The sequence below is a fragment of the Novosphingobium sp. G106 genome (genome assembly GCF_019075875.1).
Lineage (GTDB): Bacteria > Pseudomonadota > Alphaproteobacteria > Sphingomonadales > Sphingomonadaceae > Novosphingobium.
In genome coordinates, this window is record NZ_JAHOOZ010000001.1 from 2,266,314 (window position 1) to 2,280,799 (window position 14,486).

A 14,486-nucleotide genomic window follows, 5' to 3' on the forward strand; every position below is an offset into this window, starting at 1 on the left:
GGTCTTTCGCATGATGCCGGACCAGGTGTCATTCGCAGTGCTCGACCGGACTTCGAAGGTCGACCCGGAAGCTCCCCTTGAGCGCGAAGCGCCCGGCAACCGAACGCTTCGTGTCGATAGTGCACGGGTCGATGCACTCGGTGACGCTCTCGGCGAATTGCTTGTCGCGCTCAACGGTATCGCCCCGCTAGCGGATCAAGCCGCAGCGATCGATCGCGGCCTGGCGGCAAATATCCGTTCGGTTCAAGCCAATCTCGAACGGGTGACCGGCGTGCTTCACACCTCGGTCAGCGCCGTGCGGGCCGTGGCGCTTGAGCCGACCCTGAGACGTCTCCCTCGACTGGTACGGGAGATCGCGGAGACCCTGGGCAAGTCCGTCGAATTCGAGATAACGGGCCAGAATATCGAGATAGACAAGCAGATCGCCGATGGTCTGTTCGAACCGCTTCTGCATCTTGTCCGAAACGCCATAGACCATGGCATAGAGGACAGCGGAATACGAATTTCATCCGGCAAACCCGCGGCGGGCAGAGTGACGCTGGGCTTCCGCCGCGACGGGGACATGATCGTCGCTCGTCTCGTCGACGATGGCGCGGGGATGGACCCTGCTCGAATCCGGCACGTTGCGCTGGAGCGCGGCGCCCTGACTCCCGACGCTGCGGAGAATCTCAGTGATGCCGGCGCGCTGCGCCTGATCTTTGCTCCCGGCTTTTCCACGGCGCAGCAGGTGACCGAACTATCCGGTCGAGGCGTGGGCATGAACGCCGTGGAAATTGCGGTCGAGGCGCTACGAGGAACGATCGACATCGAGAGCGCCATCGGCAGCGGTACGACATTTTCCATGCGCTTTCCTGCCAACGCGCTCACGCAGCGACTGCTCGTGATCGAGGCGGGCGGCGACCGATATGGGGTGTCGCTCGATCAGATCATCGAGACCGTGGGGATAGAGAATGAAAAGTTGATGCCGGTCGGCGAGGGCATCGCTTGCGTGCTGCACGGCCGGACGGTCCCCGTGCTCAGTCTCGCATCGCTCCTGGGCAGCACGGAGCGCGATCAGCCCAACGTAAAGTTAGTCGTGACCCGATCAGGAGGCGAGCCGGTCGCACTGCGCGTGGATGGCTTCGGCCAGCGGATCGACACGCTGGTGCGTCGGCCCACCGGCATGCTTGCATCGGTGCCGGGCGTTATCGGCTCTGCGCTTCTCGGCGATGGCGGCGTTCTTCTCGTTCTTGACCTTCCGGAGCTTGCAGCATGAGCGTCCGGATAACCGACGACGCCATCTATCTGGAAGGGCGCTGCATGGTCGAGGAAGCGGAAACGCTGCTCGCGGCCATTCAGCAGTGTCCCGAAACACCGATCGACGTTTCGGGACTGCAGCGCCTCCACATGGCGGTCGCGCAGGTGCTTCTCGCGCTAAAGCCAACGATACGCGGCGAGCCTCCGGATCTATTCTTGGCACAGCGCATTTTTGGCGACGGATTGGATGGCGACAAAACGCCGGAACCTGCCTAGCAAGGCTGCGGTTAATGGCTGCGGCCAGATGAAAGTTAGCAAATGTTGGAGTCGCAAATGTCCGTCACCGTCCTCATCGTCGACGACAGCAAATTGGCGAGGATCGTGGCCGGCAAGGCTCTCGCCGAGTTGCAGCCCGATTGGAAGAAGGTCGAAGCGAACGGAGCAGACGATGCGATCGAGAAGCTCAAGACTGGGACAGCGGACATCGCTCTGATCGATTTTAATATGGAACCCAAGGATGGGCTGGAACTTGCCAGCGAGTTGCGCGTTTTGCGGCCCGAGATGCCGATCGCCATCATCACTGCGAATATCCAGGACGAGATTATTGCGCGCGCTCGCCAGATCGGTGCGGCTTTCGTCGCCAAGCCTGTGACTGCTGATGCGCTGGAGGGCTTCATTTCGGGAGCCGCCCTCCGCCTGCGTTCGCAGCACAGCTGATGGCCCAGGACTTCGAGGCTATCGTCGGACTGGAGCGCGACGCTCTTACCGAGATCATGAATATCGGGGTGAGCCGCGCCGCGTCGAGCTTGCGAAAGATGATCGGCGATCAGGTCCATCTGTCGGTTCCCTCGATTGATGTCGTCAGCCAGCGCCGCGCCGCGCGGCTGATCAGCGAACGTGAGATCAGCGAACTCATTGCAGTTCGGCAGGACTTCAGCGGGCCGTTCTCCGGCCGCGCGCTTCTCATTTTCCCCGAGACGAACAGCCTGGAACTGGTTCGCGCCGTTACCGGCGGCGAACTTTCGGCGGAAGAAGTTGTCGAGATGGAACATGAGGCCCTCGCTGAGACCGGCAACGTGATCCTCAATTCCTGCCTAGCCACGATGGCGAACATGCTCAAGCGTTCGCTGACCGTGACCATTCCGGAAATCCTTCGCGGATCAGGAGAAAGCCTGTTCGAGGTCGATGAAGCGGCTACCACCGATGGTCTTGTACTGTTTCTTTACATCGATTTCGCCGTTAGAAAGCGCGACATTCGCGGATACATCGCGATGATGATGGATATTCCATCCCTGGAAATCCTGCGTGAACTTCTTGCGGAGTTCATTGCACGCGTCGTGGGCGACGATGCCTAGCTCCGAGCAAATCCGAACGCTTATGGCCGCAACGGGCGCTAGCGGAGCATGGGACTGGGATGTTTCCGCCGACAAACTTCATACCGATGCGCGGTTTGCCGAACTCTATGGCCTCGATCCCGAAGCCGCGATCGCAGGCCTCCCTACCAGCGCTTTTTTCCAGGCAATCCATCCCGATGACCGCGCCCGCATTCGCATAGCGGTGGCTGGCGTGCTGGCTGGTGCGGAACTTTTCTCGAAAGAGTTTCGCGTTGCCACACCAGACGAATCCATCTTGTGGATGCACGCCCGCGGACAATGCCATCGTGACGAGCACGATGAGATCATCGGGTTCTCGGGGGTGTTGGTCGACGTTACCGAGAGAAAGCGCACCGAGGAGCGCTTGCGGATAGCGCAGACAGCCGGCGGCGTCGGGACTTTCGAATATATCGACGGCTTCGCGACAGCGATGGTTTCCGAAGAGTTCTGCCGGCTGCTGGGACTTCATCCGGCTTCGAGTCTGCCGATCCAGACCATCAACGGGGTCGTGAAGCCCGGCCAATCGCAGTTGATACCAGACCCGCGCTCCGGCGCGATCCCCGACGAGCTGGAAGCGATATTCCAGATTGTCCGCAACGACGATGGCGCCGACCGCTGGATCGCGCGGCGCGGCGAAATTCTTCCCGAACGGGGAGGATACCGGCTGGTAGGCGTGATCTATGATGTGACTGCGGCCAAAGAGCAGGAAGCAGAGCTGCGCGAACTCAACGATACTCTGGAAACGCGGGTCGAGCACGAGCTAGCTATCAGACGACAGGCCGAAGACGCGTTGCGCCAGGCCCAGAAGATGGAAGCCGTTGGCCAACTTACCGGTGGAATCGCGCACGATTTCAACAACCTATTGATGGCAATTTCCAGCAGTCTGTCGCTTTTGAAGAAACGAATTCCCGATGATCCGCAGCTTCATCGGATGATCGAGAACGCTCTTCAAGGGACGCAACGGGGGGCGGCGCTGACGCAGAGGATGCTTGCCTTCGCGCGGCGTCAAGATCTCAAACCCGAGCCGGTCGACATCGCGGCACTGGTAGATGGCATGAGAGTCCTGCTCGAGCACACTCTCGGGCCGGCATGGACCCTTCAGCTCGAATTTCCGGATGACCTTCCCGCCGTAGTGGCGGATGCCAACCAGCTCGAGATGGCGATCTTGAACCTGTCTGTGAATGCCCGCGACGCGATGGCCGATGGCGGGAAGATCTGCATTGCGGCAGAGCAGGAAAATGTCTTGGACGACAGAATTCCCGATCTGGCGCCGGGCCGATATCTAAAGGTCTCGGTTATCGACAGCGGTTCCGGCATGGATATCGCGACGCTCGAACGAGCGACCGAGCCGTTCTTCACGACCAAAGGAATCGGCAAGGGTACCGGTCTCGGGCTTTCGATGATCGACGGCCTTGCCAAGCAACTCCACGGCACTTTCACTCTGACGAGCGATTTAGGAAACGGGACAACAGCCACCCTTTGGCTTCCGGCATCGGACGAGGATCCGGTTTCTCTGGCAGTATCTTCCATAACCGAAGTCAGTGACCGTGCTTGCCCCCTGAAGATCCTGGCAGTTGATGACGACGCGCTGATCCTGATGAACACCGTGGATCTGCTTGCAGACCTGGGACATGATGTATTCGAGGCCAGTTCAGGCCAATCTGCGCTCGATTTCCTTAGAGAGCATCCCGATGTCGAGCTGCTTATCACCGATCAGGCAATGCCCCACATGACGGGGACTCAGCTTGCCGAGCTGGCCCGGGAGAATAATCCGGATCTCGCCATAATCCTCGCAACCGGATACGGGGAATTACCCCGCGATGCTCAAGCGAAGATTGTTAAGCTGGGCAAGCCGTTTGACCAGGACGAACTTGCAAAGGCGGTGACACAGGCCATGCAGATTTCACGTAACTGACTCGCGATTCCAGCGGGCTTTCGTGCACAGCCTACACTCTCAACGCCGCCCAAAAGTCAGCCTAGCGCTGGCTTCAACTCCTGCTCGAAGAAGCGCGCGAAGCCCTGCTGATTGGGTCCGATGCCGGTCAGTACGATATGGTCGAATCCTGCATCGATGGCCTTCTTGATGGCCTTGAGATGGACATCGGGGTCGGGACCTGCGGTTATCGTTTCTGCCAGATCCTCAGGACGAACGTACTTCGTCGTCGCCTCGAAGCCTTCGACGGTTGGCACCTCACTATTCACCGACCAATCGAAGGCAGAAAATCGAAAGCGCTCGTGCGCCAACTTGCGTCCTTCTTCTTCAGACGATGCATAGGCGAGCGCCACTTCGAGGTAACGCGGCCCCTTCTCGAAGCCTTTGCCGAGCTTGGGGTGTGGATCGGCGTGCAAAAAGGCCCCCGTTATGGGGGTGATCGGCATCTAAAAGGGACCCCCATCTCGATGGTTTAGGTGCGTCGGCTTGGTTGTAGCCAGGCGGCGGGATCGGGATGTTGATTTTGGAGACGGTAGTAAGGATCCGGCGCGAGCACGCCGACGGTAAATCGATCAAGGCGATCGCGCGTGACCTGCGGGTGTCGCGCAAGGTGATAAGGAAGGCGATCCGCGCCCCGGAAGCGGGATTTGCCTATCGGCGGTCGGTGCAGCCGCTTCCCCGGATCGGCCCGTTCCAGGAGCGCCTGGATACTCTGCTGACGGAGAACGAGGCACGACCCCGGCGCGAGCGGTTGCGGATGACGCGGATCCACGACCTGCTGCTGCGCGAGGGGTTCGACGGTTCCTACGATGCCGTGAGGCGCTATGCGAAGCGCTGGCTGGACGATCGGCGCAAGGATGCCGGCGACGGCGCGGCGGCGTTTATCCCGCTGATGTTCCGGCCGGGCGAAGCATACCAGTTCGACTGGAGCCACGAGGATGTGGAGATCGCCGGCAAGCCGATGCGTGTGAAGGTCGCGCATATGCGGCTTTGCGCATCGCGGGCGGTGTTCGTGCGGGCCTATCCCCGCGAGACGCAGGAGATGGTGTTCGACGCCCACGCGCGGGCGTTCGCCTTCTTCGGCGGCGTGCCGACGCGGGGCATCTACGACAACATGAAGACCGCGGTCACGACGGTGTTCACGGGCAAGGAGCGGGTCTTCAACCGCCGGTTCCTGATCATGGCCGACCACTACATGATCGAGCCCACCGCCTGCTCGCCAGCGGCGGGTTGGGAGAAGGGCCAGGTCGAGCACCAGGTGCAGACGATGCGCGGCCGGTTCTTCCAGCCCCGATTATGCTTTGCGAGCCTGGAGGAACTGAACGGGTGGCTTGAGGCCGAGTGCCGCCGCTGGGCGGCGCTGCATCCCCATCCCGATCAGCGCGAGCTGACGATCGCCGAGGCATGGGACGCCGAGCGCCCGGCGCTCCAGGCGATGCTGGCGCCGTTCGACGGCTTCCACGAGACGCCGCACGCGGTAACCGGCACCTGCCTGATCAGCTTCGACCGCAATCGCTACTCGGTCATGGCCAAGGCGGCCCGGCGTGCGGTGCAGGTTCGCGCCTATGCCGACCGGATCGTGGTCCGCCTCGACGACGAGGTGGTCGCCGAGCATCCCCGCTTCTTCGGCCGCGATCGGATGATCCTCGATCCCTGGCACTACCTGCCGGTGCTGGCCAAGAAGCCGGGCGCCTTAAGGAACGGGGCACCGTTCCAGGACTGGGATCTCCCGCCAGCACTGGCCCGGCTCAGGCGCAAGCTGGGAACGGGCGATGAAGCCGACCGCCGGTTCGTGCGCGTGCTCTCTGCCGTGCTCACCGACGGGCTCGAAGCGGTCGAGGCCGCGATCCGCGAGGCGCTCGCCGCCGGCGCTGCCAGCGACGATGTGATCCTCAACATCCTGGCACGACGGCGCGAGCCGCCCCGACCACTGACCATCGCGACGTCCGAAGCGTTGGCGCTCAGCCACCCGCCGACCGCGGACTGTGCTCGATACGACCTGCTGCGAGGCGCCCGTGCAGCGGCATGAGATGATCGCCGCGATGAGCGGCCTGGGCCTCAAGGGCATGGCCAGCGCCTTCGACGAGGCGGTCACCACGGGCATGCAGCGCAAGCGCACCGCCATGGAGATCCTCACCGACCTGCTGCGCGCTGAGGCTGCTCACCGCCACGCGGCATCGATCCGCTATCGCATGACTGCGGCCCGGCTGCCGACGGTGAAGGACATCGATGCGTTCGTGTTCGAAGGCACACCGATCAACGAGCAGCTGGTACGCTCGCTGCATGCCGGCTCGTTCCTGCCCGGACAGCGCAACATCGTCCTGGTCGGCGGCACCGGGACCGGGAAGACCCACCTCGCGGTTGCGATCACTGCCAGCGTCGTGCGTGCCGGCGCCCGCGGCCGCTACTTCAACACCGTGGATCTGGTGAACCGGCTCGAGGAGGAGAGCCGCCTCGGCAAGGCAGGCGCGCTTGCGGCCCAGCTCTCGCGCCTTGACCTCGTCGTGCTCGATGAGCTCGGCTACCTGCCGTTCGCCCGCTCGGGCGGCCAGCTGCTGTTCCACCTCGTCAGCAAGCTCTACGAGCGCACCTCGGTGATCATCACGACGAACCTGGCGTTCGGGGAATGGCCGACCGTGTTCGGCGATCCCAAGATGACGGCCGCGCTGCTCGACCGCATCACGCATCACTGCGACATCGTCGAGACCGGCAACGACAGCTGGCGCCTCAGAAACCGGAGCTAAAACCCTCCCCCCGGACCCCCCACCCGGCGGTTGACCCGGTGGGTCCACAGGAACCTCCCACGGCCGTCACCGCCAGCGCTTTAGGAGGCGCGCGGCGACGGCCGCGGGTCCCTCCTATGGACTACCGGGACAACCGCCCTGCAAACCGCAAAGGGGGGGCCCTTTTGCACGCCGATATGGGGTCCCGGTTCAACGCCTATTTACACCATGGTTACGCGCAGATGCTTGACGCGTGCATCGGGGGGCAATCTGCGTGACCGGAACGCTCTTGGGCCAGGACGTGCCCGGCCTCTCACGATTCCAACGCATGACGTCGCGCAGGGATCGATCCGTTTCCGGCTCACCAGCGACGTTCAGAAACCGCAGACCGTCGAAATGCTCGGACAAGGGGCCTTCGTAGTAGCGACTTCGGCTTCGCATCCTGCGACACTCTCAACTCGCGGCCGAAAGCGACCAAGTCAGAAACATAGGGACGTAAATGCCGATCGCCAGGCCCTGGTTCGCTGCGTTGCGAACGGCCGCTATGTCGGCGGCAACCGCCACCTCGACCCTCTTACCGAGCCTACAAATCGAACGTGATGCAGGTGCGGTGAGCCACATCCACTTCAGCGCCTGGTATTGCCCTGCAGATTTCCTCGAAAGCAGGCCGTCCGTAGTTCTTGTTGACTAGCTGCTTCATGCAGTTCGTGAAGGGATCGCTACCGCCCGGTGTGGGCGGAGAATCCTTGCGACGAGGATATGCAGAACAGGCATGTTTAGCCTCTCGGACCGTGAAGGAGTCCTTGATGTTTGCGTCCTCCCAAATCGTACTGCTTTTGGGAAAACCTTTTTCAAGACCCGCCCGAGTGGCTGCATCGCCGGACGACGCGCCCTTACCGCAGCTCGCTATGCCCGACGCGATGCAAAGCAGTACGATGGCGGAGTACTTCATTGTCGTTAATATGAACCGGTGAGCTCATCGGGGCAATCTCTCGGCGGGAGTGTCGCAAAGATCGCTCCTAACGCTTCGAACATTATTATCGTCCAGCCTCGCGAAGGCGAGCTTCAAGCGCCACGACAGGAGTTATGGTTCCATGCCAGCACTAGTGCGTACTCCGACCTTTTTGTTGATGGGGATTTCCATCCCGTATGGGGAGGCCTTGCTTTTCTTGTACTTCGCGCTTCTCTTCACGCTCGGATATATGTCTCGGACAAACCCGGGGGCCAGCTTGCTGTGTTTTTGCTTGGTCACTGGCGTTGCGCTCGTCTCCGAATTTCGGACGGTCGCCATGTCCATTCCCGCATTTCGCCAAGATCGTGAGATCCCACTGCCCTCAATTTTGATTGCCATCGCGACTTGCGCGTCCGCGTTTGCGATCGGCGCCGGCGTTCAATATTTGACGCGCCGTGCGCACGCTCGCCGTCGGCTGGGAGATGAACGTATGGCCGGTAACAGGGACGCCTGAAATAGCGCGGAACGACCGCTATGTCGAAGGGTTTCGGGCGCCGGCAGGCGTACTAAACCCGGACGAGTACGACCCGCGGTGGGTCTGGGCGTGAGCTATGGGGATTTCAATTTCGGCCGGGTCTGTGGTGTCAGCCAAGAGCTGCCTGGGAGCGATACAGATCGCATCGGCCACCCCCATTGCCGGGTGCGGTAGCCTGGGGCCGGTCGCTGTCTGCGTGCTTCATCGCCGAGTTTTTGGGCGATGATGGCTCTGGGTACGAACGCTACCGCTTCCGGCGGCATGATGACCGGAGGAACGGGTGTTTCCAGGCCATGCCGGATCATGGCGCAATCTCCCGGACGAGCTTGAGAGGCCGGGGCGGTGCGCGTGGCTGCTGCCAACGCACGAAGGTCTCGATCACTACCATATGGCCACCGCAGCATGGGCATGGCGGGCGATAGTCAGGCGGCTCCTCGTCGTCGGGCGGTGGCGGGGCCGGCGCTACGTGGAGCAAGGCGCGGGCTCGGGCGATCGCATCCTTGCGCGCCGAACCTGCGAGCAGGCCATAGTGCCGGATACGATGGAAGCCGCGCGGCAGGACGTGGAGCAGGAAGCGGCGGATGAACTCGTCTGCGGCAAGGGTCATGACACGTTGTCGGTCGAGGCCATCGCGGCGATAGTCTTTGTACCGCATGGTGACGCCGCGCTCGTCGAAGGCGATGAGGCGCCGGTTTGAGATCGCGACGCGGTGAGTGTAGCGCGACAGGTAGGCGAGCACGGCCTGGGGGCCTGCGAACGGGGCCTTGGCGTAGACGACCCAGCGCTTTTTCCTGACTGGCGCGATGAGGCGCAGGAACGCCTGGCGGCCAGCGAGCTCGCTGTTCTCGCTGCCGAAGAACAGGCGGCCAGCATCGTGAAGCGCAATCAGCCGGGTGACGAAGAGGCGGCGGAACAATGCGCCCAACACGCGCACCGGCAGCAGGAAGGCGGGGCGTGAGGATATCCAGCGCATCCCGTCGAGCGCGATGCCTCCGCCCGGGACGATCATGTGTACATGGGGATGGTGGGTCATCGCCGACCCCCATGTGTGAAGCACCGCCGTGATGCCGATGCGCGCCCCCAGATGCTTCGGATCCGCCGCAATCGTCAGCATCGTCTCCGACGCCGCCTTGAACAACAGATCGTAGACGACGGCCTTGTTCTGCCAGGCGATGGCTGCGATCTCGGCGGGCAGCGTGAAGACCACGTGGAAGTAACCCACCGGCAGCAGATCGGCCTCGCGTTCTGCCAGCCAGGTGCGTGCCGCCGCGCCCTGGCATTTTGGGCAATGCCGGTTGCGGCATGAGTTGTAGGCGATCCGCCAGTGGCCACAGTCCTCGCAGGCCTCCACGTGCCCGCCAAGCGCAGCGGTGCGGCAGTTTTCGACCGCGGTCATGACCTTGAGCTGATACAGGCTCAGGTGCCCCGCATGGGCTACACGATAGGCTGGCCCGGCAGCACAGAAGATATCTGCGACCTCGAGCGAAGATCGCACCGGCTCAACTGTCCGGCGCCCCCTGTGCACCGGGAAGCATCGCCAGCTTGTCCAGGGGGCTCACCACCGCCTTGACCGTCTTAATGGCGACCCTCGTGTAAAGTGCGGTCGTTTCCAGTTTGGAATGCCCGAGCAATGCCTGGATGATCCGAACATCGACACCGTCTTCGAGGAGATGGGTGGCGAAGCTGTGGCGAAGGGTATGGGGGCCGACCCGCTTGGCGATGCCCGCCGCCATCGCTGCCTCGACGACGATGCGGTGTAATTGTCTGGTGCTGACCGGCTTGAGATAGTGCTGCCCCGGGAACAGCCAGCCATCGGGGTGCATCACCCCCTGACGCTTGCCCACTCTCCACCATTCGCGCAGCAGCAACAGCAGATCATGGGCCAGCATGGCATTGCGATCTCGCCCGCCCTTGCCGCACTCGACCTTGAGCAGCATGCGCTCGCTGTCGATATCCCGGACCCTCAGGCGCGTGACCTCCGCAGCGCGCAGACCCGCACCGTAGGCGACTGACAGCATCGCCTGGTGCTTCAGGCTGGTCGTGGCCTGAAGCAGGCGTGCGACCTCCTCGCGGCTCAGTACCGTGGGCAGGCCGCGAGGGTGCTTAACGTGATGAAGCTTGCGGGCCAGATCCGGTCGGTCGAGTGTGCGGATATAGAAGAACCGCAAGGCCGAGACGACGGTGTTCATGGTCGTCACGCTCATGCCCGCCTCGCGCTGGGCAATCTGGAAGCGGCGTAAATCTTCGCCCGTTGCGGTGTCCGGAGGTCGGCCCAGAAAGGCCGCAAACCGGGCAACGTCCCTTACGTAGTTGCGCTGCGTCGCTCGGGCAAAGCGACGCAGATCCATATCTTCGAGCATTCGCTCGCGAAGGGTCTTCGTGGAAACTTCCGTGATGGCGTTGGTCATGGGTCGACTCCTCGGTTGAAGGAGTCGCAAAGGTCTGCCTCTGGCAGCCGCCGCTCAATCGAAGGGCCGTGGCAGCAGCTGCTCTACACCTCGCCGATTAGCGCCATTCCCGCGACAGCGGGTTCGTACAAGTCGGCAAGCGTCGACGACGCAGCAACTGAAAGGCAGCATTCTCTACTCAAGCGCAACTGACAGCAGGAATGGAAAAGACCACCTCTCCACCATACTCCCAGTTGCGCAGCTCAATCGAGCCACCATGCTCAGATGCGATAGCTGCGGCAATTGCCAACCCCAGACCATTCCCGCCGGTGTCCGGATTTCGCGATGCCTCGCCTCGGGCGAACGGCTCGCAGCCGTGGTGCAACATATCCACGCTAAAGCCCGGCCCCCTGTCGCGCACGACCAGGCGTGCCTGGGCTTGAGTGCTCGCCAAGCTTACACTGGCCGTGGAACCATAACGCAAGGCATTGTCGACGACGTTCTGCAGGAGGCGTCGCAGACCCAGGTTCGAGGCAAATACGGTCACCGACTGCATGCCATCCACCGTCAGCGGCAAGTCGAGCACTTGGCATTCTGCGACCATTGCCGAAACCAGATCGGCAAGGTCGAACAGTGTCGCCGGCTCGCTGCCGCTGCGATCAAGCGCGAGGGAATCCTCGATCAGTCGGCGCACGGCGGCAATGTCGGCCTGCGCAGCCTCGCGTTGAGCATCGGGTAGCGCCTCCAGCCGGAAGGCGAGGCGAGCCAGCGGCGTGCCCATGTCGTGCGCGATCGCAGACAGCATGCGTGTGCGCTGGGTCACCAGATCGAGTTGCGCCCGCTGAAACAATGCGAGCGCGCCGGAAACCACGGCGACCTCAGGCGGCGCATTGTCGTTGCCGACGAGGCGCAGTTCGGCGCTGTCGCCGCGCACATGCGCAGCCAGCCCTTCCAACGGGCGCGTGATCGTGCGCGCCGAAAACCAAGCGAGAGCGATGATCGCGCCGAGTACCAGGATCGTCACCGCTGCGACTGTCACCCACCACGGCAGCGCAGCGGGCGCGGGGTCGACGCGGACGATGTGCCAGCGCCCGTTGTGCTGCCAGCCAAAGCTGCCTTCGCCGCGCAGGGTGTTCTCCTTGCCGGGTCCGGGAAACGGCGGAGCGTTGGTGAAGGCGCGCAGTTCTTCGGGATCGGCGCCGAGCTCCTCGGCCAGCCATCGTTCGATCCCATTGTTCCGCGCCTCTCCGGCCCTCGGTTCGGGTTCGGCTGCGGAGGCTTCTTGGCGCAAGGGGCGCGTGCCCATGCGGTCGACGCTTTCACCTTCGAGCGCCTGAGCCACGTCGCTGAGTTGGGTTGGCGCGGGACGCGGCGGCGGGCCGATGAAAGTGATCGCGATCATCGCCCCGGCCGTTGCCAGCACCGCAGCGCTCACCAACGCTATGATCTGCCGGGCAATCGGCTGGCGGCGCAACATCTCAGCCGCGCTGGACGGAAACGGCTAGGCTATAGCCGGCCCCCCGGACGGTGCGGATCAGGTCGCCGCCGCCGCGTTCGGTAAGCTTGCGGCGCAGACGGCTGACGTGGATGTCGATTGCGCGATCGAAGCTGAGCCCCTCGACGCCGTGGATCGCGTCGATCAGCTGGTCGCGGGTCAGAACGGCACCGCGTGCATTGACCAGCGCGGCGAGCAGCCTGATCTCGCCGGAGCTCAGTTCGGTGCGATGCCCAGAGGGATCGCGGACCACCCAGGCGCGCTCGTCTAGCTGCCAACCGGCGAATTTCAGAACGGCAGCCGCGGGCGCTGGCAAATCGCGGTCGCCCCTGCGGCGCAGGACCGAGCGGACGCGCGCCAGCAGCTCGCGCGGATTGCAGGGCTTCGCGACATAGTCGTCGGCACCAATCTCGAGCCCGATGATCCGGTCGATGTCGCTGGCAAGCGCCGAGAGCATGATCACCGCCGGGGCCGCGGGCCCCTGTAGCGAACGCAAACACGACAGCCCATCCTCGACCGGCAACATGACGTCGAGGATGACGAGATCGACGCTCGCCTCGTCGAGCGCTTTTCGCATGGCTGCGCCGCCGTCAGCTTCGCGCACGATGAAGCCGTGCTCGCGCAGGAAGTCGGAGATCAGCTGACGCAGCGCGGCGTCATCGTCAACCAGAAGGATGGATTCATCGGCCACCCGGCCTGCATCGCCAATCGCCTCGTTGATTGCAAGCCGGGCCACTGCAAGCCGCTCAGGTCGCGATGCCGATGGTCGTCGTGGACGTATAGCCTCCCGCGACGCTGCCCGTCGTGGCCGGAGTCATCACCGCCATCTGCGCCGTTGTGTTGTCCCCGAAGATGCCATCGCTCGAAATCGAAACCCTTGAGTAGTTGGTGGCGCTGCTGCTGTAGGCTGAAGTGGCATAGACCGCCGAGCAGGCAGCGGCCGGCAGCGCGAGCTGCGAAGTCAGCACCGCGTAACGCCCCGACGTGGCGTTCGCCAGGCTCGAGAACACTTCGAAATGGATGTGCGGGTAGCGGCCCGAATAGCAGCCGGGGAAGATGGTGGTAAAGGTCACCTGGCCATTGCTGTCGGTCACCTGCACGCCGCGCAGGTAGCTCTCCGTCGGCAGACCATAGAGCGAATATTCGCCTTCGCGGTCGCAGTGCCAGAGATAGACTGCATAGCCGGCAAGCGGCGCGCAGCCGTTGTTGACGTTGGCCAGCGTCAGCGTGACCGTCAGCTGCACGCCTTGGGCCGTCGTCGTACTGTTGATGAAGCTCGACCGGATGTCGCTGCGCACGATGCCGCTGGCGACGAGCGCGTTCGAGGTAATGCCGTTCGAACTGTTAGTGCCATCGCCCGGGTATGGCCCGGCTGTCTCTCCCGCGGCGGTGCCGCATGAGGCCGAGGTGGCGCTGGCCGTAGGCGTGGGCGTGGCGGTCGCCGTCGCGCTGGGGGTTGGTGTGGGTGTTGCGGTCGTGCCGGTGCTGGCCGAAGAAGAACTGCCGTCGCCGCCGCAGGCTGCGACCAGCGCGGAGGTGCCAACCGCGCCCAACTGTCCCAATGCGCGCCGACGAGCCAACAGCTTGTCGAGCGCCAGCAGGTCCTGTCGCAGGCCACGATCGTGGCCGCCAAATTCCTTCATCGCGCAAACTCCCGATTGCTCAGGCGTGAGGTCTAGCGGTTGATCGTTTCGGCGGTTTTTCGACTTCGTTTCGACTATGTAACAGGAATGCCAGGTTCCAGTTCAACCGCACGATCGCTAATCTTCATGCCGTCAGGCTCGTGCCCAAACAACCAAAGCGACACTCGCAACTGAACGGATGGCGGCTTACGAAAGACCGATGCGATCCT

13 protein-coding genes are annotated in these 14,486 nt (G+C 63.1%); 7 read left to right on the forward strand and 6 right to left on the reverse strand.

The genetic code is table 11. The annotated features are described in order from the left end of the window. Nucleotides 1-10 precede the first annotated feature (10 nt). Genes KRR38_RS35980 through KRR38_RS10895 form a run of 5 tightly spaced genes read left to right on the forward strand, consistent with a single transcriptional unit; the run spans nt 11 to nt 4,524 of the window. Nucleotides 11-1,255 carry a chemotaxis protein CheA gene (locus tag KRR38_RS35980; RefSeq protein WP_254514745.1) on the forward strand — a complete coding sequence of 415 codons (1,245 nt, stop codon included), beginning with the start codon at nt 11-13 and terminating at the stop codon, nt 1,253-1,255. 44 nt (nt 1,256-1,299) lie between these two features. Continuing rightward, nucleotides 1,300-1,512, forward strand: a complete 213-nt coding sequence (locus KRR38_RS10880) for a hypothetical protein (RefSeq protein ID WP_254514746.1) — start codon at nt 1,300-1,302, stop codon at nt 1,510-1,512. Between the two features lie 57 nt (nt 1,513-1,569). After that, nucleotides 1,570-1,953 carry a response regulator gene (locus KRR38_RS10885; RefSeq protein WP_217401345.1) on the forward strand — a complete coding sequence of 128 codons (384 nt, stop codon included), beginning with the start codon at nt 1,570-1,572 and terminating at the stop codon, nt 1,951-1,953. Continuing rightward, the gene (locus tag KRR38_RS10890; protein ID WP_217401347.1) at nt 1,953-2,591 is read left to right on the forward strand and encodes a chemotaxis protein CheX; all 639 of its coding nucleotides are present in this window, start codon (nt 1,953-1,955) and stop codon (nt 2,589-2,591) included. The genes KRR38_RS10885 and KRR38_RS10890 overlap by 1 nt, the downstream gene beginning before the upstream one ends. Before the next feature lie 22 nt (nt 2,592-2,613). After that, nucleotides 2,614-4,524, forward strand: coding sequence for a hybrid sensor histidine kinase/response regulator (locus tag KRR38_RS10895; protein ID WP_254514747.1), 1,911 nt, complete (start codon nt 2,614-2,616; stop codon nt 4,522-4,524). 56 nt (nt 4,525-4,580) lie between these two features. Here KRR38_RS10895 and KRR38_RS10900 read toward each other — a convergent pair whose 3' ends face one another. Next, on the reverse strand, nt 4,581-4,988 hold the full coding sequence (locus tag KRR38_RS10900; protein WP_217401351.1) for a hypothetical protein: 408 nt from the start codon (nt 4,986-4,988) through the stop codon (nt 4,581-4,583). A gap of 68 nt (nt 4,989-5,056) precedes the next feature. Here KRR38_RS10900 and istA point away from each other — a divergent pair, with 68 nt between their 5' ends. Further along, a complete protein-coding gene (gene istA / locus KRR38_RS10905) occupies nt 5,057-6,571 on the forward strand; it encodes an IS21 family transposase (protein ID WP_217401353.1) in 1,515 nt (504 codons plus the stop codon). After that, complete coding sequence (gene istB, locus KRR38_RS10910) at nt 6,558-7,286, forward strand: IS21-like element helper ATPase IstB (RefSeq protein ID WP_217401355.1); 729 nt, start codon at nt 6,558-6,560, stop codon at nt 7,284-7,286. Before istA ends, istB begins: the two co-directional genes overlap by 14 nt. Before the next feature lie 1,767 nt (nt 7,287-9,053). Here the strand turns inward: istB and KRR38_RS10915 are convergent. From KRR38_RS10915 to KRR38_RS10935, 5 genes are all read right to left on the reverse strand, one after another. Then, entirely contained in the window at nt 9,054-10,247 is a 1,194-nt protein-coding gene (locus KRR38_RS10915; protein ID WP_217401357.1) for an IS91 family transposase, read from the reverse strand. Between the two features lie 4 nt (nt 10,248-10,251). After that, on the reverse strand, nt 10,252-11,160 hold the full coding sequence (locus KRR38_RS10920; protein ID WP_217401359.1) for a site-specific integrase: 909 nt from the start codon (nt 11,158-11,160) through the stop codon (nt 10,252-10,254). Between the two features lie 178 nt (nt 11,161-11,338). Next, nucleotides 11,339-12,616, reverse strand: coding sequence for a HAMP domain-containing sensor histidine kinase (locus tag KRR38_RS10925; protein WP_217401361.1), 1,278 nt, complete (start codon nt 12,614-12,616; stop codon nt 11,339-11,341). Between the two features lies 1 nt (nt 12,617). Next, nucleotides 12,618-13,370: a response regulator transcription factor gene (locus tag KRR38_RS10930; protein ID WP_309141019.1), complete on the reverse strand. Its 753-nt coding sequence runs from the start codon at nt 13,368-13,370 to the stop codon at nt 12,618-12,620. Nucleotides 13,371-13,380: 10 nt separating this feature from the next. Continuing rightward, nucleotides 13,381-14,277, reverse strand: a complete 897-nt coding sequence (locus KRR38_RS10935; RefSeq protein ID WP_217401363.1) for an intradiol ring-cleavage dioxygenase — start codon at nt 14,275-14,277, stop codon at nt 13,381-13,383. Nucleotides 14,278-14,486 lie beyond the last annotated feature (209 nt).